Below are 21,020 nucleotides of genomic sequence, written 5' to 3'. Positions count from 1 at the left end.
TATGCACCCTTTTAAAAGAAATATATATTTTCTAATTGTTTTACCTACAGCATTGGTGCTGTTTTTAACCGGTAGTTACATCTTTAAGAATATTGATGTTAAAGAAGCCTACTGGTTATCTGAAGGAATAACAGAACCTGTAAAAATAATAAAAGATAAGCAAGGTTACATTACAATAAATGCTAAATCTGACTATGACGCATTTTTTGCACTCGGCTTTAGTCATGCAAGAGACCGCCTCTGGCAATTAGAGTTGCAAAGACGTCTGGCACAAGGACGGTTAAGTGAAGTTTTGGGAGCCGAAGCATTACAGCGAGATGTATGGATGCGGACCGTTGGGCTTAATAAAGCAGCAGAATTAGCTTTGCATAATTTAAGTAGTGAGGCACGCGCTGTGCTAGAGGCTTATGCCAATGGTATCAATGCCTACATTAAGACAGATATAGCATTCCCGCCAGAATTTCAATTGCTTGATATCACAATGTCCGAATGGCAGCCTCAAGATTCGTTGGTGATCATGAAGCTGTTGTCCCTTAATTTATCGGGCACGATGTGGAGTGAGGTTGTGAATATGACTGCCACTGAAACTTTGGAGCCAAAATTAGCACAAGCAATTATTGAAAATTATCCAAACGATGCACCTGTGGTTGTGTCTAATCAGGAAATACTGAATCAAGCTGATGGGCTAATACAGACCAAAGCGGCACTTGAAGAAATAGGTGTTGGGGGAAAATATTTAGGTAGCAATGCATGGGTTGTCGCCGATCGTTTTACCGAAGGAACTGGGCCGATTTTAGCAAATGATCCTCACTTAAACTTACAAATCCCAGCCCCCTTCTACTTCACACATTTGAAAGGAAGTAAGCTGGATGTGCAGGGAATGACTTTAGTTGGTTTACCTGTCGTTGTATTTGGCCACAATGATGATATCACCTGGGGGGTGACAAATATGATGGCAGATACTCAGGATCTATTTTTGGAGCAGATTAATGGCGCAGATGCCAAAATGTACAAAGAGAATGGTGAGTGGAAAGCATTTGACGTAAGACGGGAAAAAATTTATGTGAAGCAGGCTTTTCCAGCGAGTCTAAATCCAGAATTTAAGCCAGTTGAGATTGATGTGCGCTCAACAGTAAGAGGGCCAATCATTTCAGATGCGACTAACTTCGTAGACAACGTAATTTCACTTCGGTGGACGGCGCTTGATGCAAATGATACTAGCTTCGACGGTTTTCTTAAGTTGAATTATGCCAAAAATTGGGAGCAGTTTAGAAGCTCATTAGCTATGGTTGGTAGTCCGAGTCTAAACTTTTTGTATGCCGATAAAAATAATAATATTGGTTATCAAGCGGTTGGGAAAATTCCACAACGTCAAAATGGAGAGGGACAATTTCCTTTACCAGGATGGAACTCAACCAATCAATGGCAAGGCTATATTCCTTTCCGTGAGTTACCCATGAGTTTTAACCCTGAAAAAGGATATATTGTCTCTGCGAATAATAAAATAGTGGGTTCCGAATACCCGTACTTTATCTCCCATGATTGGGCTCCACCCTACAGGGCACAGCGGATCGAAGCACTTATTGCATCAAAGTCATCACCACTCACAATAGAAGATATGATTGATTTTCAAGGAGACACTCTAGATTTAAGTGCACAGAAGTTAGTGCAATTGCTCACTCAATATGAAGGCGATAGCGTTGTTCACAAGCAAGCTGTAAGTATACTTCGTTCTTGGGACTTAGACATGGGAGCTGATAGTGTCGGGGCAGCTATTTACTTTAGTTGGTTTCGTCATTTGAAACAAAAAGTGTTGGCTCCTCAATTAGAAGCTTCATGGCATCGCACGTCACAAGCCAATGTATTTGACCACTTTATTAACAACACCTCCGCAGATCAGCTAGCAAGCATGATAAGTTCAAAAACAGATAATTGGTGTGCTGCATCGCAGTCCTCTCGATGCCAGCAAGAGCTATCTAGTTCCTTATCTGATGCAATCGATGAATTGTCTCTGCTATTAGGTAGCGATATGGAACAGTGGCAATGGGGGAAAGTACACAAAGTAGTTTATCAACACGTCCCATTTAGTAACATGAATATGCTGGATTCTATTTTTGAGCGCCGCGTTGGTAATGGCGGATCTCCGAATACAGTAAACGTGGCAAGTGCTGATTTTGTTGAAACGGAAGGTTACATTCAGTCTTCAGGCGCATCATTTAGACAGATCACCCAAATAAATGAAAGTGAGATTAAGCACCTGCATATGAACTCTACAGGGCAGTCGGGCATTGTATTTAGTCCTGCGTATGATGATGTTGTTGAGCCTTTTTTGAATCTTGAATTCCATCGTTCTAGTCGAGACTCAACAGAAGTGTCTGAAACCATAATTAATCTAAAAAAGTGATTGAAGTATGAGTTTATTTAAAAAGTTTACCGATTTTGCACCTAACAAGTTGTTCATATCCATTGTTTTTGGAGCGCTGGCAGGCGTGGTGTATGCCATGTTGCTACCCATTTTTACTTACAGTCTTCCAGTAGAGGGTATTGGGCTTTCAATAGTTTCTGACGATGTAAAGAGAGTATGGTTTTTTGATGTTAGTAGGTATAGTTTTGCATTTCTTTTCTTCATGTCTTGCTTGTCAATTTTGGTGCTAAAGACCGTATCACAAATAATTCTGGTGCAGGTTGGTATGGACATGACAACACAGCAAAGAGTTGATATTTACAACCGAATTATCAAAGCACCAATTTCTTCACTGGATAATGTTGGCTCGGCAAAATTAATGGCCACTATTACCACCGATGTTAGCCGTGTAGTGCAAGGTGCGAAGACCTTTCCCGACCTAGTCATCTCTAGTGTGAGTCTGATTTTCATATTGGGCTATCTATTTTATTTAAACACGACGGTTTTTGTTTATGCCACATTGGCTATCATCTTTGGCTCTATTTCGTATGTACTTCCTATGTATATTGGTAGTCTTTACTTTAAGAAAGGTCGAAACAACATTGATAGGTTGCACGTGGCAATTCGCAGCCTGTTATATGGAACGAAAGAGCTTAAGATGAATCATGATAAGCAGAAGTACTTTTTTGATAAGTTTCTACTAAAACATGAATATGAGGTGCTCAATAACGATAAAAAAGGAAGTGTTATTATTACGAGTGCAATTAATTACGGTGATTTAATCAGTTTTCTTGTTATCGGCTTCGTTGCTTTCGTTTTTATTAGTTATAATCCTATCACAAATGAAAGGCTAAGTGCTGTTATTATGGCGCTGTTGTTCATCGCATCTCCAGTTAGTAAGCTCCTTAATGCATTACCGCAAATATCAATGGCAAATATATCTTTAAAAGCAATCAACGATATATTTGACAACTTACCAGAGGAGCAAGCGAGTCAAGAAATCATCTCACTGAAAAGTTGGGACACCTTGAAGTTACGAAACCTAGAATACAGTTATGGCTCAAGTGTTGATAGGTTTGCGTTAGGCCCGATTGATCTTGATATACATAAAAATGAAATTACCTTCATTGTGGGTGGTAATGGCTCAGGTAAGTCCACACTGAGCAAAGTTATTTCCCTTCATTATCCTTATGAAAAAGGGTCAATATCTTTTGGAAGCAATCAAGTCAATGATGAAAATTTAAATAGTTGCCGTCAATTCATTAGTGCCATTTTTACTGACTTTTATCTTTTTGATACCTTGTTGGGGAATTATTCTGATGATCAACTTAAAAAGTTTGAGGGCTACTTAAACCAGTTGGGATTGGGCGATAAAGTATCAATTAAGGATAAAGTCTTCTCAACAATATCGTTATCTGATGGTCAAAAAAAGCGTTTGGCATTAGCGGTGACGTTTCTTGAAAATAGAGAGTTGTATATTTTTGATGAATGGGCTGCAGACCAAGACCCTCACTTTAAAGAGCTGTTTTATACTCAAATCTTACCAGCTATCAAAAATGAAGGAAAAGCGATTATTGTGATCAGCCATGATGATCGATATTTCGATATTGCGGATCGAGTAGTGACGATGGAAGAGGGGAAGATAAAATCAATCAGTACAAAGACAAAGTCGGCGATGCAAACAGATGAAAGCTTATGTACATTAACTGTGGAGGCTTAACGTGGATATAAAAAAAGAGAAAAAGAAGTCATTCAATATCAATAATAAGCTGGTCTTTGCTGCGATTTTATTGATAGCAGTGGTGTGCTTTTTATACTCTACCGTGAATTCCGAAAGGGCTATAGAGAATCCAATTTTAAGTCAGGTTAAGCGTGGTGAGTTAATACAGGAGGTGAAAGGTTATGGAGTGTTACAATCTCGAACCTTTCAGCAAGTTAGTGCTCCTGTAGACTCAACCATTGAGCGAGTCATACTCAAGCCGGGCGCAAAAGTTGACGCTGACAGTATCATTATGGAGTTGTCGAGTCCGGAACTCTCGCGGCAAGTGGAGAAAGCCAAGTTAGATGTTTTTAAGCTAGTCTCTGAAAAGCAGAAGATGGCTAATAACCATAGAAGAGAAATGCTTGATGAAAAAGAGCGCAATCTTGAACTTGAAATGCAGTATCAACAAATAAAGCTCAAGAAGGTAGCAGAGTCCAACCTCTATAAAGACGGAATTATTTCCTCTGTGGATTATAAGCAAACAGAACTCCAAGCTGAGCAACTCAAACAGCGGCTGGTGTTTTCTGCTGAGAAAATAGAACAGTTGGCCTTGGTGCAAAAGGAAGAATTGAGCTTCATGGAAAAGAATATCTCCTTCATGGAAGCTGAATTGAAAGCACTAGAACAGAAGCAGAGACAATTGTTAGTTCGAGCAGGTCAAGATGGTGTGCTACAAGCTTTAAATGCTGAAGTTGGGCAGCGCCTTTCCATTGGAGAAAATATTGCGTTAGTGGGGAGTACTTCAGATCTAGTTGCGATGATCAAGGTGCCGCAAGGGCAAGCTGATAAAGTTGCTATTGGTCAAGGCGTCAATGTAGGAATACGAAGTAATACTGTAATAGGGAAAGTGATCAGAATTGACCCAGTTGTTACTGATAATACGGTTTTGATCGAGGTCGCGCTGGAGCTTGATGAAAAGAGTGGTGCAAGGCCGCAGCTCAGCGTTGATGCTGCGATTATTATCAATAAGAAAGAGCAGGCTTACTTTATCGATAAGCCAAACTATTTAAAACATGCAAAAGCTTCACGTATGCTATATAAGCTAGATGAAGGCGGAAAGAGGGTGAGCAAAGAGCATGTTAATTTTGGCATTGAGAGCGATAATTATATTGAGCTTCTACCTCCAGTCAGTTTGGACGATCGATTCTTAATATCTGAAATTAGCTCTTTTGACTTTGAATCATTCGGGGTTAAATAACCTAAGGTTTATCTATGGCTTGTATTTTTTTAAATGGCGTTTCTAGCTCGGGTAAAAGTTCAATTGCAAGAGAGTTTCAAGCGCTTGCAAGTGAGCCTTACTTTCATTTTAGCATGGATGACTTCTTATTTAATTTTCCAGCAAAATACAGACAGGATGCGCTTTTGCTCGCGAAGATAGATGAAAATAGCTCAAATGATATATTACAGGGCTTTCATCGCAGTATTTTTGCTCTGACCGAAAGTAACATTGATATTATCGTTGATGCAGTGTTTAGTGAGGAAATTTTTTATCATGCTGCATGCCAAGACAACTTGTCTAAGTTCGATGCTTATATTGTTGGTGTGCATTGTGACCCAGCCGTATTAGCTAGCAGAGAGCAACAAAGAGCAGATAGGCCGATAGGATTATCAATTCAGCAAATTCCAACTACACATAACTTTTTGGATTATGATTTAGAAGTTGATACGACTCGTAATAGCGCCTCGTTGTGTGCTCAGGAAATATTTGAATATGTACAACAGCACAAACCTAAGAGAAGGTGTAATACGATAGAAATCTAATGAATAGCGATTAAAAGTTAATATCAGTAAGCCCCGGCAGGCTCATTTATTATAATTTTTGTAGCTTGCCAGGCTTGTTGTGGTGATATGCTTTGGCTGAGTTTTATGTACCATTATAAGGATTAATCAAGGTCTGATACAAAATCTTGAGTATCAAACTTTTCCTGCAAATCTACACCTAGTAAGTCTTGGATTGCGCTGGAACTAATAAAAATACCATCTAAGCCATTTGTATGTCCCGAAGCATAACCGTGGCTATACGCCCACTTGATTAGCGCATACTCTTTGTTTGAAAGTGTATGGTTAAGTGTCTCTTCTATTTTTATCATTGTATTTTGTTTCATGAATAACCTACTTTTCTGTTGAGCTTTAACATGTTGTACAGGTCAATATTGAAGTGATGTGTCTGCACATTACCTTGTTTTTAAGGTTACAGAGGAAAAGCGCAGCTTGGTACTTATGAATTCTTATTTACCCTCGCAAACGTTCGAATTCAAATTATTGAATTTATTGCTTTTATTTTGTTTTTTGGGATTTTGGGAAGAATGAACCTTGCTCCAAAAGTGATGGCTAATGCTAATTTTCAACCTAGTAATTATTTTATTAAAAGGTACTAAACCATTTTGAGTTGCAATATAATAATGCCTCTTAATCTTATCTTTAGATAACATGAGAGCGTTAACTTTATAGGATGTATGCTTCGTCAGCATATGACCTTTTTGTTGTAGCTAAATATCTTTACGGAGTCCTCAGAAACCATGGCCGAAAACCTAGAACAGCTTTTACTTGCGACAGTGAATAACAAAGAGTTTCTGCATAGCGAACCATTTGAGTATAAATCTCTTTTTCTCAGTTCGGTTACTCCGGATATTTCCAACGCTAGATTTATGCCATGTATTTTTATTGAAGATGAGCATGCGAAACAATTTATATCTAGAGCGATATCCAAGCGTAAATTATGTGATCTATACAACGGGGAGAACTATGTTCTTGTTGGTAAGTCTTGCATTGTAAATTGTCTTAAATATGGTTCAAGCGAATGGAAAAAGGCGAATACGACAATAGAGTCAATCGTTGAACTTGGAGAAAATATTGCTGTATCTGAAATGATACAAGTGCCTACGGTATACCCTACTGATGATGGTAAGTATCAGATACTCACTGGACACAGGCGCTTTTTTGCACTGGTTTTCGCTTATGGGTTTGGCCATGTTGCTCAGTTTAAAGTCTATGCACGCAAGCCAATACTCTCAAAAGTCAAACAGTTCCAAGAAAATGCCAGTAGAGAGGATCTCCCTCAATACGGTAAGCTACAAGCATTTTTAGCGGCGATGATGGAAGTTGACTACTTAGATCAAGCTCGCCTTAAAATTGGTGAAAAGCGAATTACTGTTAGAGAAAAGGCAAAGTATCTTGGTATTTCTTTAGGGGCTTTTGACAACTACAATGTTTTAACAAGGTACCCTGAGGTCATTCGAGCATACGAAAATGGATTAAGCTTTTCTTTTGTAAAAGTAAAAAAAGTTGTTTTGAAAATTGAAAATGATTACAAAATCCAACACGATAAAAAAGTATTGAATATTGGTGATCGAAAAGCAATTGGAGCAAAAATATCAGATGCACTAGAGGGAAAAAGTGCAACTAGTATTAAAAAGCAGAACTATAGTATTAAGAACATTGCTTCGAGTTCATTGTTGAAAAAGCTCTTGTTTACTGATGTTTCAGAATTAGACCTTGGTATTGATTGGGAAGCTGTGGATTGGGAAGACCGAGCGCAAGTGACCAGCTTAATTGCGGAAGTAATTGAGCGTTTAGAGAAAGACTAAGTGCTGGTATATATTTGGTGCGCCTTTATCGAGCAGCTTTGGACGCTATCAAGGTGCTACCAAATATAGTCGTGAGGTTGCATAATTGCTCTAAGCCAGCCGTTTCTTGGTTAGGTTATCCATAAACATTCACACATCAAGCGCTAGCCAATAGCGAGAATTTGGCTAGCTAATTATCCGAAGCTCAGGTTAATTAACTAAAGCTTAGAGCTACAATTTGCTTTGCAGTGTATTGGCAGTAGTTGCCGCTATCTAGCGTGCTTTTGTTGGCCTTAGTGTGAGAGACTCCAAGGGTGAATACGATTGCTGCAACGGCATTGCGCGACCGACTCTTCCTGTTATTGGCTCTCTTGCCCTCAGTGCCCGCACAGTGCGCAATGAAGGAGAAAAGGGCAGCCACTGTCCATCGGCTTTTTGCGCTTCAATAACAAAGCCTGGAATGGCGGTAAACGCATCCAGCTTGCCAGAATGCAACGTGGTTGCGGCCACTGTTGGGATCCGAAAAGCGATATTAGCCTGCGCTAATTTGGGTATTTCTTGAAAGCCTAATATTGCTACAAACCGTTGCCAGTCAGCCTCTCGCTGTGCTTTTAACTTCGCAGTAAAATAACCGCTAGATTGGTTGTATATACGACCAGCTTGATAAGGTAATTCCCACTCTGCGTGGTGCCATGCCCGCTCTGCAAGCGCCAAGAGCCGTGGATAAAGCATGTATTGTGCTTGTGCATCACTGCGCAGCATTTCACTCCATAGATGTCCTTGAACTCCGAAAAATTTCACCCCTTGGTTTAGCGATGAGTCGCCGTCGTTGGCTACGTAGGCGTGGTTATTGGTATTTGTCCAGATCTCTGCATGGGCAGGAAGATTGTCTGGCATAAACTCAAATATCTTTTTGCTTTCGATAGCGCGACTCGCCCAGTGGTTGCCGCGCTCCTGTGGGTGTGACTGGTATGGAAAGTCAAAGTAGGTTACATCAGGGCTAGACAAGACAACCTGCCAGCCCTGATTGGCGAAGCGATGGGCGACCGCGTGCCCGTTTTCGCTTAATGTCGCCCAAGCATTACTCTGTACTTTAGCTGGCATATTCGCAGCCCGTACATCGCTTAAGCCATCGCTCCAACCCGCAACCTGTATTCCTTTTTTATCAAGTAACTTTGCGATCCGTTCAATGAAGTAACCGTTAAAGCTGGTAAAATCTTTCACACTTGAGCGCAATTTTTCACATGTGGGAGATTTTAGCCAAGCCCCTGCGGTTTCATCGGCACCGATATGATAGGTTTGAAGTGGTACTCCAGCGCGGTCATGTAGTGCTTTTACTTCACTCAATACTTTGTCAATAAAGGTGTAAGTATTTTTAATACAGACATTTAGCGTATTGTCGTTGTAATGTTGGATAGAGCGGTAACGTGTTTGATCAGCAGGCTCTATTAAACGGTATTGCTCAGCGTCGGCTTGCTTGCCTTGTGCCATTAGCTTTTTGTAGCGTGCTTCCATGGCGATGATTGCAGCGCGAGAGTGTCCCGGCATATCTAACGAGGGTAGTACCTCAATGTGGTGGGCGTTGGCATAGCGTAGGATCTCGATATAGTCCGCTGCGGAGTAAAAGCCATTGATGTGCGAATTTTTATCATTGCCTGCGCCTAGTTGTGGCAACAAGCAACGCGTTTCGGTTAAATCAAAACAGCGGTAAGCGCCTACTGAGGTCAGTTCATCAAGACCGTCAATGGCTAAGCGCCAGCCTTCATCATCGGCTAAATGCAGGTGCAGCTTATTTAACTTATATGCTGCCATCTGTTCAATGGTTTGCAAAATAAAGGCTTTGGAGCGAAAGTTGCGGGCAACGTCGACATGTAAACCACGAAAGTCATATCTTGGTGCATCAACAATCTCCACCATAGGAATACTCAAGTCGATAATATCTAGTAGTCCCGCAAGGCTTTGTAGCCCATAAAATGCGGCGGCGCTGTTATTGGCTTGGATTGAGATATTATTTTCGGCGACCGTCAGGTGATAATGTGGACTTGATTGCTTATTTGGCTTTACAGCGACATTCACTTTAAGCCCGTCTTTGGTGCTTTTTACCCCGAGAGTATTGAGTCGCTGTTGTGCCATGGCAATCGCATCAGCCGAAACGCCTGAAAGTTGCAAATTAATACCAGCTGCAAGGTTCAGTCGTTTGTCAGACAGTACCGTTAGTTGCTTGGGCTTTGGGATCAGCCCTGTTGCGGCATCAAGCGTTGGCCTAACTTGATGTTGATGTAAGTATTCACTCCCCATCCATGGCGTCTTGTCTTTGCTGCTGGTTTGCAGTTGATTGAGCGTATCAAATGGCATTAGATAAGGTTGTAATTCAAGGCCGGTGTCGTTATCAAGTTGAGGTTGTGTGCTGAGGATGATTTGTGGGGTGAGCTGAAGCTGTGCGTCCGTTACAACATAGTTTGGCATAAACTCAGAGCGTGTAATTTGAGAGTCCTTAGTGTAGAAACGCACTGTAGTAGGGGTGCTGGAAAATCCAGTAAATTTTGAGGTCGGTGTGATTTTATGAATGTCACCATTGATATGGGTGATGGTAAAGGTATCGCCCTCAACATGGTAAATCGGCATCAGTTGGCTAAAAAAGATAGCAAAGTCTTGGTTTGCTTTGGTATTTTCTGTGGCTACGCTAAAGCTCAACTCTGAGTAATAACACTTTTGTTGTGCTTTTGGGCAGGTACTGGGCTTACTATCTAATAAGGTATAGTTAACATCCAGATTCTGGCTCAGCCAGTTTAATGTGGTTTGGTCGAGCGCATAAAGGGGTGACGACACCCCAAAAAGTAGCGCAATAAGCCGGTTAAACTTCATTGGCTAGTTCCTTGTTATTATGGTGAGTTTTATAGTGATGAAATAGTCCATATGCCCCTAGAAGTGGGGCATGGCTGAGGCTGCTTGGAATGACGCGAACGGATTGCGCCAGCGTATCGCCAAGTAACTTCTGCATGTTGGCGTCGAGAGCCGCTTTAAAATAGTGGTATGAGTGCGTGACAGAGCCGCCAAGCACAATCACATCGGGGTTGAGCATCATGACGACTTGCGCGAGTGCATGACCAACATGACTGCCAAAAGTCTCAAATTGCTGTAGTGCAAATGGGTCGCCACGGTGTGCTTGTTCGGCCAACCATTTTCCTTCAATGCCTTGTCGCTGAAAAAACTGTCCTGAAGCATAGTCTTCAATAATTCCACCGAGATAGCTTAAGTTGCCTAGCTCTCCAGCAGCACTATGGTTACCCGTATATAAATTACCGTTAAACACAAAACCGGCACCAATGCCTGTACCAAGACAGAGGCCAATTAGGTTGTTGGCATGGTGGCGACCATATAAGTATTCACCAAATGCAAAACAGTTAGCATCATTATGCACAACCACAGGTAACGAAAATCGCTGTTCTAACAACGACTTTAGCGGCACATGTTGCCAATTCGGGATATTTTGCGTTGTCAGCACGGTGCCGCTGTGTATATCTAAGGTACTTGGTACCCCAATGGCAATACCGGTTGTGTTAGCCGTGAGGTTATCGGCGATTAAGCGCATAATGAAGGCGTTAACTTGGTCGACACCGGCTTGATTGGGTACCGTATATTGGCGTAGCTGCTGGGCTTCATTGCGGACAACCGAAGCCACAAGGGCTTTGGTGCCGCCTAAGTCGATACATAATAAAGAGTGATCCATCGTCATTTAACTATTTTCGTTTAGAGGGTGAGACAGCATCTTTTGACTATTGCCAAAAGTCTTATTTTTAATCAAAGGATTAGCCCATACACCAACACTTAAAATATAGCTAAGCGGCAGTAATAGCAGTAGGGCTGCGAGCTGTAAGTTGTTACTCAGCTCCGCGGCTAAACCAATAATGGGAGACATAAAGGCGCCGCCAATGATCCCAGTGCATAAAATTCCCGTGATTGCACCGTGGCCAGTTTTGAATGAGTTTAATGCCAAGGCAAAGATAACCGACCACATGATAGAGAGAAAAAAGCCAACCAGTGGAAAGGCAACAAGGGTAACAGCGGTGCTACCGAATAATGCACATAGTAGTGCGGTAGCAGCGCCAAGGCTGAATAAAACTAGTAGCTTTTGAGCATCAATAAATTTAAGCAGTGCTAGCCCAAATAGGCAGCCTAAGGTTAAACATAGCCAAAACTCGCTAACCACTTTTGCGCCCTGAGTGGTTGGCTCTAGACCATGATATTGCTGCAAAAAGACCGAAATAAGATTGGCCACGCCTTGCTCAAGGGCGACGTAAGCAGCGATGGCAGCAAAGAATTTTAATGCGGTTTTATTGTTAAAAAAAGCGACACTTTGTGACCAGCTTAGCTTTTGCTTCTTTTGCTCAGGCACCGCGCTAAATGGAGTAAGTTGTGAGAGTACTAACATGGCCACACTCAGTAGTGCAAATACCACATAGATGCTCAACCAGCTTTTATCGGCAGGAATAAAGTGAGTTAACGCTGCACCAAACTGCTCTACATTAGTGACTTGAGATTGTAGTTTGCTATACACCAGTGGGGCGAGAGTTGCCGCAGCGCCAAACATCAACTGTGCAAGCACCGAGAGCACGGCAAAATGCTCTGCGCCGCCGCTGGCTCTCAGCAAGGGGTTGATAGCGACTTGTAGTAATGCCATGGCACACCCTAGCATAAACAGCGCAACCATAGCGATAGCAAAAGAGGGAAGCAGCACAAAGGTTGTTGCGCCCATTGCCGCTAGCGTGAATGCCAGCTGCATCACGCTTTTTTCTCCCACGCGCTGCACCAGCAAACCTGCAGGAATAGACATCACACCATAAGCAATAAAAAAAGCGAATGGAAAAAAGCCTGCAAGCGTGAGGCCTATGTCATAGCTTTCTATTAATGCAGGAAAAATCGCGCCTAAAATATTGGTAATAAAAGACACCGTAAAAAAGGTTGCCAATACTAAGGCAATTACGAGGTAGCTTTTTTTCATATTGTATTTCCACCTTAAATAAACAGGGGTGATGGCGTGAAAATTTCGCTTGTGGGCAGACAAACAAAAAGATCAAGGGGAACCTCACCACCACCCACAATTGGGTTATGCACTGCGTTGATCGCTTAGCAGCAATTGCTGCAATGCCTTGGTATGAGCAATAAAATGCTTGTCGCTCAACTGTGTTAGGTATGCTTTTGCGGCAAGCTCAATATGTGTTGGTGCTTGCTCAAAGGGCATTTGGCAGCAGCTATCGCGATGATCCATTCCGCCAAGTAAGCAGTACCAGCTTGGACGAATATAAGGTGACTGAGATCTGTGTTGGTGCAGCCAAGCGTCAAAATCGCCGCCGTCACGCCAGTGCGTGAGCAGCGCATCAAGCTCGCGTACATTCAACGCTGCGACTTTAGCGTCTTGCCAATACTGAGTATCTGTACGCTTGCTGGTAGCGTAATGTGCCAGTACATATTCTTTAATACCGAGCACCAGATCAGATAGTTGTTGATTGATGGCTTGTGCCTCAAGCTGTTGCGAAAGCAGACGATGTAATAATTCAATGCTATAGCCTGTGACCATCAGCGCGGTGGCTTCGAGTGGCTCGATAAAACTCTGTGCAAGGCCAATGGCAAACACATTGCCTTCAACACAACGTGCCATCATGCCCACCTTCATGGTGAGGTGCTTGGTGGGTCCGGTATCAAGTTGCGCGGCTTGACGCAGCTGAGCCTCAGCCTGTTGAGCGCTGATATGTGCGCTGCTATACACGTAACCATGTCCTGTTCTGCTTTGCAGTGGGATTTGCCAGCGCCAGCCATACGGCATAGCGATAGCCGCTGTGCTTGAGGGCAGTGGGGTTATTTTATCCCCAGCAATAGCGATGGCTGAATCATTGAGTAGTTGGTCAGAAAAGGAAATAAAAGGCACTTCGAGCGTTTTTTCTATCAATAGTCCGTTAAATCCTGAGGCATCGACGTAAAAATCACTCTTTATTTGCTCACCTGACTCCAGCGTCAGTGCGATAACTGTTTGGGAGTCATGCTGTACGCTAGTTACTGTGCTTTGTCTGTGCTTGACGCCTCGCGCTAGGCTAAATGCACTTAACCATTGTGCAAGCTTTTGCGCATCAAAGTGATAACCGAACTCAAGCGCTCTTGGTAGTGGTTGTTGTGGTATCGGTGCTTGCTGCTTGTCGGCAAGTACCGCCGCCAGAAAATAATGCTCAGGCTTATCAATATACTCACTACCACGGCGTCTTGCATTGGCGTTGACAAAGTAGACTTCTGCGGTTTTTGCATCCATTTCTGAAAAAAAGGGATGGAAATAGCCGCTATTGTCGCCATTCCAGTTATCAAAGTAGATCCCCGTTTTATAGCTTGCCTGACATGCAGGCATCCAATCGCATTCTTTTACTCCAAGGCTCTGCATAAAATGCTGTAAATGCGGCGTTGAGCCTTCACCTACACCGATGCTGGCAATGTGTGGCGACTCAATCACTGTGACCGATAAAGTAGGTTGATGCTTAGCAAGATAGGCTGCACACATCCAACCCGCAGTACCGCCACCAAGAATTGTCAGTGACTGTATTGTTTTTGTAGGCAAATGAGTTTTCATAGACAAATGACCCCAGCCGTCAACGACTGAGGCTCCAAGGTTAGAACTTATAGCTAACGCCAAGATAATAACGAGTACCAAATTCAATGGTATTTTGGGTTAAGTTATACTTAGTATCGTAAGACTGGATAACTTCATTGGTAAGGTTTACCCCCTCCAAGCTCACATCTAAGTTATCCAGTGCGTGCCATACCAAAGACGCATCCCATTGCTGGTAGCTGTCGTTGCGCACAGCTTGCGCCGCACCTAAACCAATCCATTCACTGCGCCAGTTATAAGCGATACGTGCACTAAACTGCTCGTTTTCGAAAAAGAGTGAGCCATTGAATGAGTTTTCAGAGACACCCGGCACCATTTCTTTTGCATTATCTGGTGTAGTGGTTTCACTATCCACGTAGGTGTAGTTAGTAATAAAGCCAAAGCCATTATCAAAGCTATGTTGAAGTTGCAGTTCTATTCCAGTTACATCACCGTCTCCGTTACTACGCGGGCGCGTGACTCGGCATTGATCATATTTAGAAGGGTCGGTTCCGCATCCGTCTACATATTCAATGGCTTCTGTAGAAAAGACAACGTTGTCAATCTTTTTCACAAAAACGGCTGCTGAAAATAGCGAAGCTGAGGTAAAGTAATATTCAACACCAATATCCGCTTGATCGGCTTCGTATGGTTTAAGATTGGGGTTACCACCTTTGGCTGAACCAAAGTTCGCATCAATCGCCAGACCTGGTTTTAAGTCGTTATAATTGACTCGAGACATCACGCTAGAGGCCGCCGCACGGATAATAATGTCGTCACTGAAGTCATAGGCGAAGTTGATGCTGGGTAGCCAGTTATCATAGTCTACCGTTTCATCAAAGGTTGTATTATCGACATAACCGGTGGACTGCTGTTCGGTGTCTATATAGCGTAAGCCGATATTACCGCGGAAGTTTTCACCGCTGAAGTCACTTTGCACATAGATGGCGAGCACATCTTCTTCAACATGGTAAGTCTTACCAAGATCTTGCTGCTCGATCAGTTCACCCGCCTCATATTTGCCAGTGATAAAATTCCACCATTTGTCTTCGTCAAGCTTGGCGTATGAGTTCAGAATGTGGCCACCCGTTTGTGAGTGCAGATCGGTAAAAACACCATCACTCCAATTGGCTAAACTATGACCATCAGGCACAAAGCCGATAACATCAGCAGGGTTTCGTTGCATCGCGATACGTGAAAATTCGTTTTTGTTTACTTTCACACCCGCTTTGATGTTCTTGAAATAATCATGTTCTAGCATCCATTTAATATCTGCTTGTGCATAACTTACTTCATGCTCTTGAACCGTCGTTTGGAAATTTGATTCATGAGCAAACTTGAGTTGGGAGGCATCGGTCGGATCTAGCGAATCAAACCAAATTTGATAAGGGCCTGTGGCATCATAAGTAAAGCCACCATCGGTACTATTTTGACCATTAGGGAAAGCAGGATCGCCAATTTTGTCTCCTTCATCGGTTGCTGGGATCCACCAACTTGAGGAGCCAAACTGCGTTCCACCATCCGAAGTAGAGCGACCAATCACGCCACTAACCTCAAAGGTATCACCGACATATTTACCACTGAAGTTTAAGACATCAACTTCCATGTTGACGGCGTTACGTATCGTAGGGTTATAGATGATTGATGCGTAAGCAGGTAATACCCTTGCGCGTTGAGCGCCGCCTGCATCATTGGTAGTGACATCCGTCGTTCCTGCCCCACGACCGGTAACAGTAAGGAAATTATGGTTAACATGTGGGTTGTCGAATTCAAAGTTAAAATAGTCTACTGTGAACTCGGTGTTTTCACTTGGTGCAAATTGTGCGGTGAGCTGTGCGCTGGTACGCTCCCGTTCGGCTCTAAATGCTTGGGAGCCAATTGCCCATGCCGAGATATGTGATACTTGATTGGTATCTGGATTGGCTTTAAATTGTTCGCCATAAGAGCCGATGGATTCTATGACATGGCGGCCAGAGGTTAACCGCTCTAATGAGTATGCGGCTAAGACACCAAATTTTTCATCGTCGCTTTTCCAGCTACCCAAAAACGAGCCACTTAAATCATTTTCATCATACAAAGTGGAGCGACCAGCCTCGGCTGATACCATATAGGTGTGGGCCGCTAAGTCTAGCGGTTTGCGCGTGACAAGGTTTACTGTACCGCCTAAAGCACCTTCTTCAATGTTTGCTTCCGGTGTTTTGTAGACATTCACTGCGGCTACTTGCTCTGCTGATAACAGTTCCATGTTAAATGTTCGGGTAGATGGCCCCAAGTCATACCAATCGGTACTGGCAACGGACTGACCATTTAATAAAATACGTGATTGTTCAGGGGCAGTACCACGGATAGTAACGCCACTGACTTCGCCATATTGACGCTCAACTGTGACCCCTGAAATACGCTGAAGTGCATCACCAATGTTTTTGTCCGGGAACTTACCAATATCCTCCGAAGTGATGGCATCGACAATGCCATCGGCAAAGCGTTTGGTATTCATAGAGGCTTCAAGTGAGCGGCGTATACCTCGAACTTCAATCACTTCAACATTTTCTGTTGCGCTTTTTTCCGCAGCGAGTGTGAGTGGTGATAAAGTGAGTAAAAAAGGCGATAGGGTACTTGCTGTCACTATGGTGGCAAGCTTGTTCAATTTAAATTGCTTCAACTTAGTTGTTTTCATTGTTCTGCCCATTGTTCCTATTTGTTGTTGGCAGAAACTAGGGTATCGTCTTGGATGTTTTTTGAGCGGTACCTTTCTATCTACTAATGATACTTTTCACGCTTAAATAGGGGGTATTTGACAAAAATACTTCACTGCACTTTGGGTTATCGCTATATTTCGATAGATTAATATTGTTTAGTGATTGAATTTGCATGATATGCAACTAGGTGTAATGAACGGTGGTTATAAAAACTTATAACATGCAGATTTTTAATAGGTTTATTAAAGCTAGCAGGTGTTGAGTTTTATTAGCCCACAGTAAAAGGAAGTTGCTATGCGAGCGATGTACGAGAAAGTGCTGCCATCTCCCGGGTGTTCATGGCGTTATTGCCTGTATCAATTGCCGGAAATTCCTTTTAATTGGCACTATCATCCAGAATATGAGATCTGTTTGACGCTCAACAGTGTCGGTGTATGTCATGTGGGCGATCACATTGCGCCTTACGAAGATTTAGATTTGGTTATCTTAGGCCCTGATTTACCGCACACGTGGCAGTCAAAACCTAATCTTGATCACTCCGCTCATGTTGTTCACGTCGCGCAAATTCCCGCGCCTTGGTTAGAATCTCTAGTGGCGCAGCATCCAGAACTACATGGCTTATCTGAGTTATTAAATGCTGCACGACGTGGCGTTAAATTTCCTGTGGAGGTCGCAAAACAAGCCAAAATCTGGTTTGAGCAAATAGCAAATGCTGAGCCGCTAATGCGCTTCGTATTACTACTTGAAATGCTCACCTTGATGACAACATCAAACTATCAACATTTGGCTAGTAGTGGTTTTCGTTTTGACCCTCGTCATGATCCTGCCAAGGATAAGTTCGATAGAGTAATTGCCTATATTTATGAGCATTATACAGACAAATTGAGTGCGAATGACCTTGCTCAGCAAGTGCACATGAGCACCAACCATTTCCATCGTTTTTTTAAAAAGCGTACGGAGCGCACTGTCACAGAATTTATTAATCAGCTTCGGATCGCCAAAGCATGTAAGCTTTTGATTAGTTCAGCTTCTCCCATCAGCGTTATTTCGGATCAGTGTGGCTTTAATAACATCTCTAACTTTAATCGCCGTTTTCAAGCACTAAAGGCGTGCACACCTAGCGAGTTTCGCGCGCGGCTGCATCAAAAAGCATTATATTAACCGCAACCTTGTAGATAAACGCACAAGCAATCGTGAAATTTACGTAATGTTATGATATTCATACTTATTCCTGAATATTCAACTTGGTATTTATCAAGGAATTGCCAAGAATGTGCCGGGTCGCAACAATAATAAACGAGGATGACCGTGATGACACTAGGACACTTTATTAAACAGATCCGTACACAAAGAGGCTTGAGCCAACCACAGCTAGCAGAGCAAATGTGCGTTGAGCAAAGCTATTTATCGAAACTAGAAAACGACAAGTCTGTACCTTCTAATGAGGTATTTAGAAAGTTACTGACTTCGCTTAATTTATCTTTAGATGAATGTATGCAAACCTTATCAGCACAAGGAAAGCGGGAAGAACTAAGCCAAATACCAGATATAGAGTATTGGTATAAGCAACATCAACAATCAAAACAAAAGCAATATAAGCAACTTGCAATGCTAGCAGTGTTGTTAGTGTCTCTCGGTGTAGGGCTATTTTGGAGTGGCTACAAACAGACTTTTTTTAGTGAAAAACTGTTTGAATATCAATCTCAGGGAGTATTGCAAGCTGGCGAGCCCGTTGAGTTATACAACAAATGGCACGCATATCTCGTTCCTCAAAGTAAGAATGGTGACCGTGAGTTTTTTGAGCAAGTTCAGCTTGCCATGGCAAAGCGCTTAGACAAAAAAACAGTATTTTTATCAGATTACAGAGGAAGTGCTTATACCGAATCGGTAACCGATGGTAGAAGGCATTATCGTTTTCAAGGGCCTACATTTAGTGAGCGAGCAGAAAATGCCTGGCTGCAATTTATTGGCTTATTGTGTTTCTCTGCTGGGATTATGCTAACTTTAGTAGGGAAACGGTTAGTTAAACCTTAAGGTAAAGGTGTGAGATGCAAAAGCGATTATTTTTTGGTATTGGCATGGATGACGACGCTCGCGCACATATCGGCCAGTGGCTAGTCGATAGCGTGAGTGCCAGCAAAGCCAATACACAACCGAATAATTGGCATCTTACACTGGCATTTCTGGCTATGGTGGAAGAGTCAAAAGTGGCCGAACTGTGTGATTTTGCCAGCACCCTAACGGTGCCTAAATTTATGCTGTCATTTAACGAACATGGTTACTGGCAGCACAATGGTATTTTTTATTTAAAGCCGGAGCAAAAGCCACAAGCCTTGCTAGATTTAGCCAACCCGCTACGCGCTTTTGGAGAAAAGTGCGACTTGTATCATAACCCGCATCCATTCTCACCCCATATCACGTTATTTAGAAATTGTAAGCCAGAGCCGACTGTGGCAACTCCAATAGCGCCCTTTTCGCTGACGGTAAAAAAATTTCACCTCTACCACTCTCACCGTAATACGCAGGGCTTGATCTACGACCCTATCGCGTCGTTTTTTCTCAGCTGAGGGTTAATATAACCAGCGTTTAAACTTTTCAAGCAAGGTGCTAAACCATCCCAGCTGATAGCGGTTGTATTTACGACAGTTAAGGAACAAGCGTTTAGTTGCTTCATTTCGAGCAGGGCTAATATGGAGGCGGCTACACTCTTGGCTTGCCTGTTTCCAGTCTTGTGTACTGATGGCATTAATCAACTTAGGAAACGCCAAAAACAGTTTGTTTGTCCCTAGGTTATAAGCCATATCAAGAAGTGCATGCTTCGCGGGTGTTGGGAGCTTGTGATAAGGAATACAGCCAACAGCTTGTTGCTCGAGAAAGTGTGCCAGTGCACTCTCAAAACCTTGAATGTGTTTGATCAGTAGCTGTTTTGAGGCGCTCGGAGGTAGTGTCAGTTCAGTATATTGTGCATACCAAGAAGCCTTGTAGCCTGTGGGCTTGCTTTTAATCCGACGGTACTCATCGTGCTTTTGTTGCAAGGTTGCAGCACGCTTAGCGCGTCTGTCCTGCATCGGCAGCTGACAAAATTGCTCAATAGTTTGCATATGAAAACCAACGCCTATGGTTGGATTACCATTTACGTCTAAATAAAGGTGAAATACCTCACCTTCAAATTGCAGTAGGTGATGTATTACTTGTTGATAGAACTTGTCGGTATGGTCGAACAACTGGGTACCTCAGTGATCACCGCTTTCTCGTTGGTGACATAGCATTCTTTAAGTATAGAGCAGTAACAGGCCTGTGCTTTGAAAACAGATTTATGATCATCAATTTTATCCCATAATCCACGATTAAAATTACTCTTTGGCATGGTGAAGATATTAAAACTATCACCATCGGCAAGTAGAATTTTTTGTGGCTCGCTAGAGACATACCAGCCAAACTTTTTTAGATAGTTGATGTTAGACTCTTCATCTTGTGCGTCTCTTAATGCCGCTTGATAAGCATGTAGATTGCAACAGGCATCCATTAACTCGGTGACATCATAATAGGTTTCACCATCCAATTCGTATTTGATGTGATGGATCACTGCGGGGCCGGTGCCTGAGTTACGAATGTCGACTCGAATAGTGGCTTGTGTCGAGTCTAAATCAAAATTACTGTAGCTAAATTGCAACCAAGGCCAGGTTTCCGTTTTTAGTTGTTTTTCAGCAGCTGAAACCTGCTCTTGTGCCGCTTTGGCTTGCAAGTACGTGGCATAAAAAGAGGCCGCAGAAATAAACATCGCGCAAAGCGCTAAAATGGTGTTCATCTTTGAGCGAGATAGCTTGAACCGCCCATGCGTTTGCCTGTTCTTGTGAGGCTGTGGTGTTAATAGCGCACTCGTGGTCGTGTCGCTGTTGTGCTCAGAAGGTACATTATTATTATTATTATGTTCTGACATGTTCATCCTATGCGTATC

Annotated in this window: 16 protein-coding genes; 8 read left to right on the top strand and 8 right to left on the bottom strand. The window is 42.7% G+C overall.

Translation table 11 applies throughout. From position 1 onward, the window contains the following. Nucleotide 1: 1 nt before the first annotated feature. Genes HUZ36_RS20335 through HUZ36_RS20320 form a run of 4 tightly spaced genes read left to right on the top strand, consistent with a single transcriptional unit; the run spans nt 2 to nt 5,927 of the window. A complete protein-coding gene (locus tag HUZ36_RS20335; RefSeq protein ID WP_176033831.1) occupies nt 2-2,404 on the top strand; it encodes a penicillin acylase family protein in 2,403 nt (800 codons plus the stop codon). A gap of 7 nt (nt 2,405-2,411) precedes the next feature. Further along, the gene (locus HUZ36_RS20330; RefSeq protein WP_128730453.1) at nt 2,412-4,124 is read left to right on the top strand and encodes a cyclic peptide export ABC transporter; all 1,713 of its coding nucleotides are present in this window, start codon (nt 2,412-2,414) and stop codon (nt 4,122-4,124) included. Nucleotide 4,125: 1 nt separating this feature from the next. Further along, the gene (locus tag HUZ36_RS20325; RefSeq protein ID WP_167508228.1) at nt 4,126-5,364 is read left to right on the top strand and encodes an HlyD family secretion protein; all 1,239 of its coding nucleotides are present in this window, start codon (nt 4,126-4,128) and stop codon (nt 5,362-5,364) included. Between the two features lie 14 nt (nt 5,365-5,378). Further along, complete coding sequence (locus tag HUZ36_RS20320; protein WP_088532147.1) at nt 5,379-5,927, top strand: chloramphenicol phosphotransferase CPT family protein; 549 nt, start codon at nt 5,379-5,381, stop codon at nt 5,925-5,927. A 122-nt stretch (nt 5,928-6,049) separates the two neighbouring features. Here HUZ36_RS20320 and HUZ36_RS20315 read toward each other — a convergent pair whose 3' ends face one another. Further along, a complete protein-coding gene (locus tag HUZ36_RS20315) occupies nt 6,050-6,271 on the bottom strand; it encodes a hypothetical protein (protein WP_128730455.1) in 222 nt (73 codons plus the stop codon). Between the two features lie 414 nt (nt 6,272-6,685). On the opposite strand from HUZ36_RS20315, the gene HUZ36_RS20310 reads away from it, so the two are divergent. Beyond that, a complete protein-coding gene (locus HUZ36_RS20310) occupies nt 6,686-7,753 on the top strand; it encodes a hypothetical protein (protein ID WP_176033830.1) in 1,068 nt (355 codons plus the stop codon). A gap of 252 nt (nt 7,754-8,005) precedes the next feature. Here HUZ36_RS20310 and HUZ36_RS20305 read toward each other — a convergent pair whose 3' ends face one another. From HUZ36_RS20305 to HUZ36_RS20285, 5 genes are all read right to left on the bottom strand, one after another. Further along, a complete protein-coding gene (locus HUZ36_RS20305) occupies nt 8,006-10,597 on the bottom strand; it encodes a family 20 glycosylhydrolase (protein WP_176033829.1) in 2,592 nt (863 codons plus the stop codon). Further along, complete coding sequence (locus HUZ36_RS20300; protein WP_176033835.1) at nt 10,587-11,462, bottom strand: ROK family protein; 876 nt, start codon at nt 11,460-11,462, stop codon at nt 10,587-10,589. The genes HUZ36_RS20305 and HUZ36_RS20300 overlap by 11 nt, the downstream gene beginning before the upstream one ends. A gap of 6 nt (nt 11,463-11,468) precedes the next feature. Next, nucleotides 11,469-12,734, bottom strand: coding sequence for an MFS transporter (locus tag HUZ36_RS20295; protein WP_176033828.1), 1,266 nt, complete (start codon nt 12,732-12,734; stop codon nt 11,469-11,471). A 105-nt stretch (nt 12,735-12,839) separates the two neighbouring features. Then, entirely contained in the window at nt 12,840-14,345 is a 1,506-nt protein-coding gene (locus tag HUZ36_RS20290; protein ID WP_176033827.1) for a tryptophan halogenase family protein, read from the bottom strand. Between the two features lie 40 nt (nt 14,346-14,385). Then, nucleotides 14,386-17,040 (bottom strand): TonB-dependent receptor, encoded by a 2,655-nt coding sequence (locus tag HUZ36_RS20285; protein ID WP_176033826.1) that lies wholly within the window; start codon nt 17,038-17,040, stop codon nt 14,386-14,388. A gap of 316 nt (nt 17,041-17,356) precedes the next feature. Here HUZ36_RS20285 and HUZ36_RS20280 point away from each other — a divergent pair, with 316 nt between their 5' ends. The 3 genes from HUZ36_RS20280 to thpR all read left to right on the top strand — a co-directional run bounded on the left by HUZ36_RS20280 (nt 17,357) and on the right by thpR (nt 19,629). Next, a complete protein-coding gene (locus tag HUZ36_RS20280; protein WP_147389297.1) occupies nt 17,357-18,223 on the top strand; it encodes a helix-turn-helix domain-containing protein in 867 nt (288 codons plus the stop codon). A gap of 150 nt (nt 18,224-18,373) precedes the next feature. Further along, nucleotides 18,374-19,096 (top strand): helix-turn-helix domain-containing protein, encoded by a 723-nt coding sequence (locus tag HUZ36_RS20275; protein WP_176033825.1) that lies wholly within the window; start codon nt 18,374-18,376, stop codon nt 19,094-19,096. A 14-nt stretch (nt 19,097-19,110) separates the two neighbouring features. Further along, a complete protein-coding gene (gene thpR, locus HUZ36_RS20270) occupies nt 19,111-19,629 on the top strand; it encodes an RNA 2',3'-cyclic phosphodiesterase (protein WP_176033824.1) in 519 nt (172 codons plus the stop codon). Nucleotides 19,630-19,632: 3 nt separating this feature from the next. On the opposite strand, the gene HUZ36_RS20265 is transcribed toward thpR, so the two are convergent. Further along, a complete protein-coding gene (locus HUZ36_RS20265) occupies nt 19,633-20,286 on the bottom strand; it encodes a hypothetical protein (RefSeq protein ID WP_176033823.1) in 654 nt (217 codons plus the stop codon). Beyond that, nucleotides 20,250-21,002 carry a hypothetical protein gene (locus HUZ36_RS20260; RefSeq protein WP_176033822.1) on the bottom strand — a complete coding sequence of 251 codons (753 nt, stop codon included), beginning with the start codon at nt 21,000-21,002 and terminating at the stop codon, nt 20,250-20,252. The genes HUZ36_RS20265 and HUZ36_RS20260 overlap by 37 nt, the downstream gene beginning before the upstream one ends. Between the last annotated feature and the right edge of the window lie 18 nt (nt 21,003-21,020).

Source organism: Pseudoalteromonas sp. McH1-7 (assembly GCF_013366255.1).
Lineage (GTDB): Bacteria > Pseudomonadota > Gammaproteobacteria > Enterobacterales > Alteromonadaceae > Pseudoalteromonas > Pseudoalteromonas peptidolytica.
This window is presented reverse-complemented; position numbering and strand designations above follow the sequence as displayed.

What these genes read in the sequence shown, in the direction of transcription:
- HUZ36_RS20315 (WP_128730455.1), bottom strand. Translation starts at nt 6,271, where the DNA reads ATGAAACAAAATACAATGATAAAAATAGAAGAGACACTTAACCATACA.
- HUZ36_RS20280 (WP_147389297.1), top strand. Translation starts at nt 17,357, where the DNA reads ATGCGAGCGATGTACGAGAAAGTGCTGCCATCTCCCGGGTGTTCATGG.
- HUZ36_RS20260 (WP_176033822.1), bottom strand. Translation starts at nt 21,002, where the DNA reads ATGTCAGAACATAATAATAATAATAATGTACCTTCTGAGCACAACAGC.
- HUZ36_RS20330 (WP_128730453.1), top strand. Translation starts at nt 2,412, where the DNA reads ATGAGTTTATTTAAAAAGTTTACCGATTTTGCACCTAACAAGTTGTTC.
- HUZ36_RS20285 (WP_176033826.1), bottom strand. Translation starts at nt 17,040, where the DNA reads ATGAAAACAACTAAGTTGAAGCAATTTAAATTGAACAAGCTTGCCACC.
- HUZ36_RS20305 (WP_176033829.1), bottom strand. Translation starts at nt 10,597, where the DNA reads ATGAAGTTTAACCGGCTTATTGCGCTACTTTTTGGGGTGTCGTCACCC.
- HUZ36_RS20300 (WP_176033835.1), bottom strand. Translation starts at nt 11,462, where the DNA reads ATGGATCACTCTTTATTATGTATCGACTTAGGCGGCACCAAAGCCCTT.
- HUZ36_RS20275 (WP_176033825.1), top strand. Translation starts at nt 18,374, where the DNA reads ATGACACTAGGACACTTTATTAAACAGATCCGTACACAAAGAGGCTTG.
- HUZ36_RS20320 (WP_088532147.1), top strand. Translation starts at nt 5,379, where the DNA reads ATGGCTTGTATTTTTTTAAATGGCGTTTCTAGCTCGGGTAAAAGTTCA.
- HUZ36_RS20290 (WP_176033827.1), bottom strand. Translation starts at nt 14,345, where the DNA reads ATGAAAACTCATTTGCCTACAAAAACAATACAGTCACTGACAATTCTT.
- HUZ36_RS20310 (WP_176033830.1), top strand. Translation starts at nt 6,686, where the DNA reads ATGGCCGAAAACCTAGAACAGCTTTTACTTGCGACAGTGAATAACAAA.
- thpR (WP_176033824.1), top strand. Translation starts at nt 19,111, where the DNA reads ATGCAAAAGCGATTATTTTTTGGTATTGGCATGGATGACGACGCTCGC.
- HUZ36_RS20295 (WP_176033828.1), bottom strand. Translation starts at nt 12,734, where the DNA reads ATGAAAAAAAGCTACCTCGTAATTGCCTTAGTATTGGCAACCTTTTTT.
- HUZ36_RS20335 (WP_176033831.1), top strand. Translation starts at nt 2, where the DNA reads ATGCACCCTTTTAAAAGAAATATATATTTTCTAATTGTTTTACCTACA.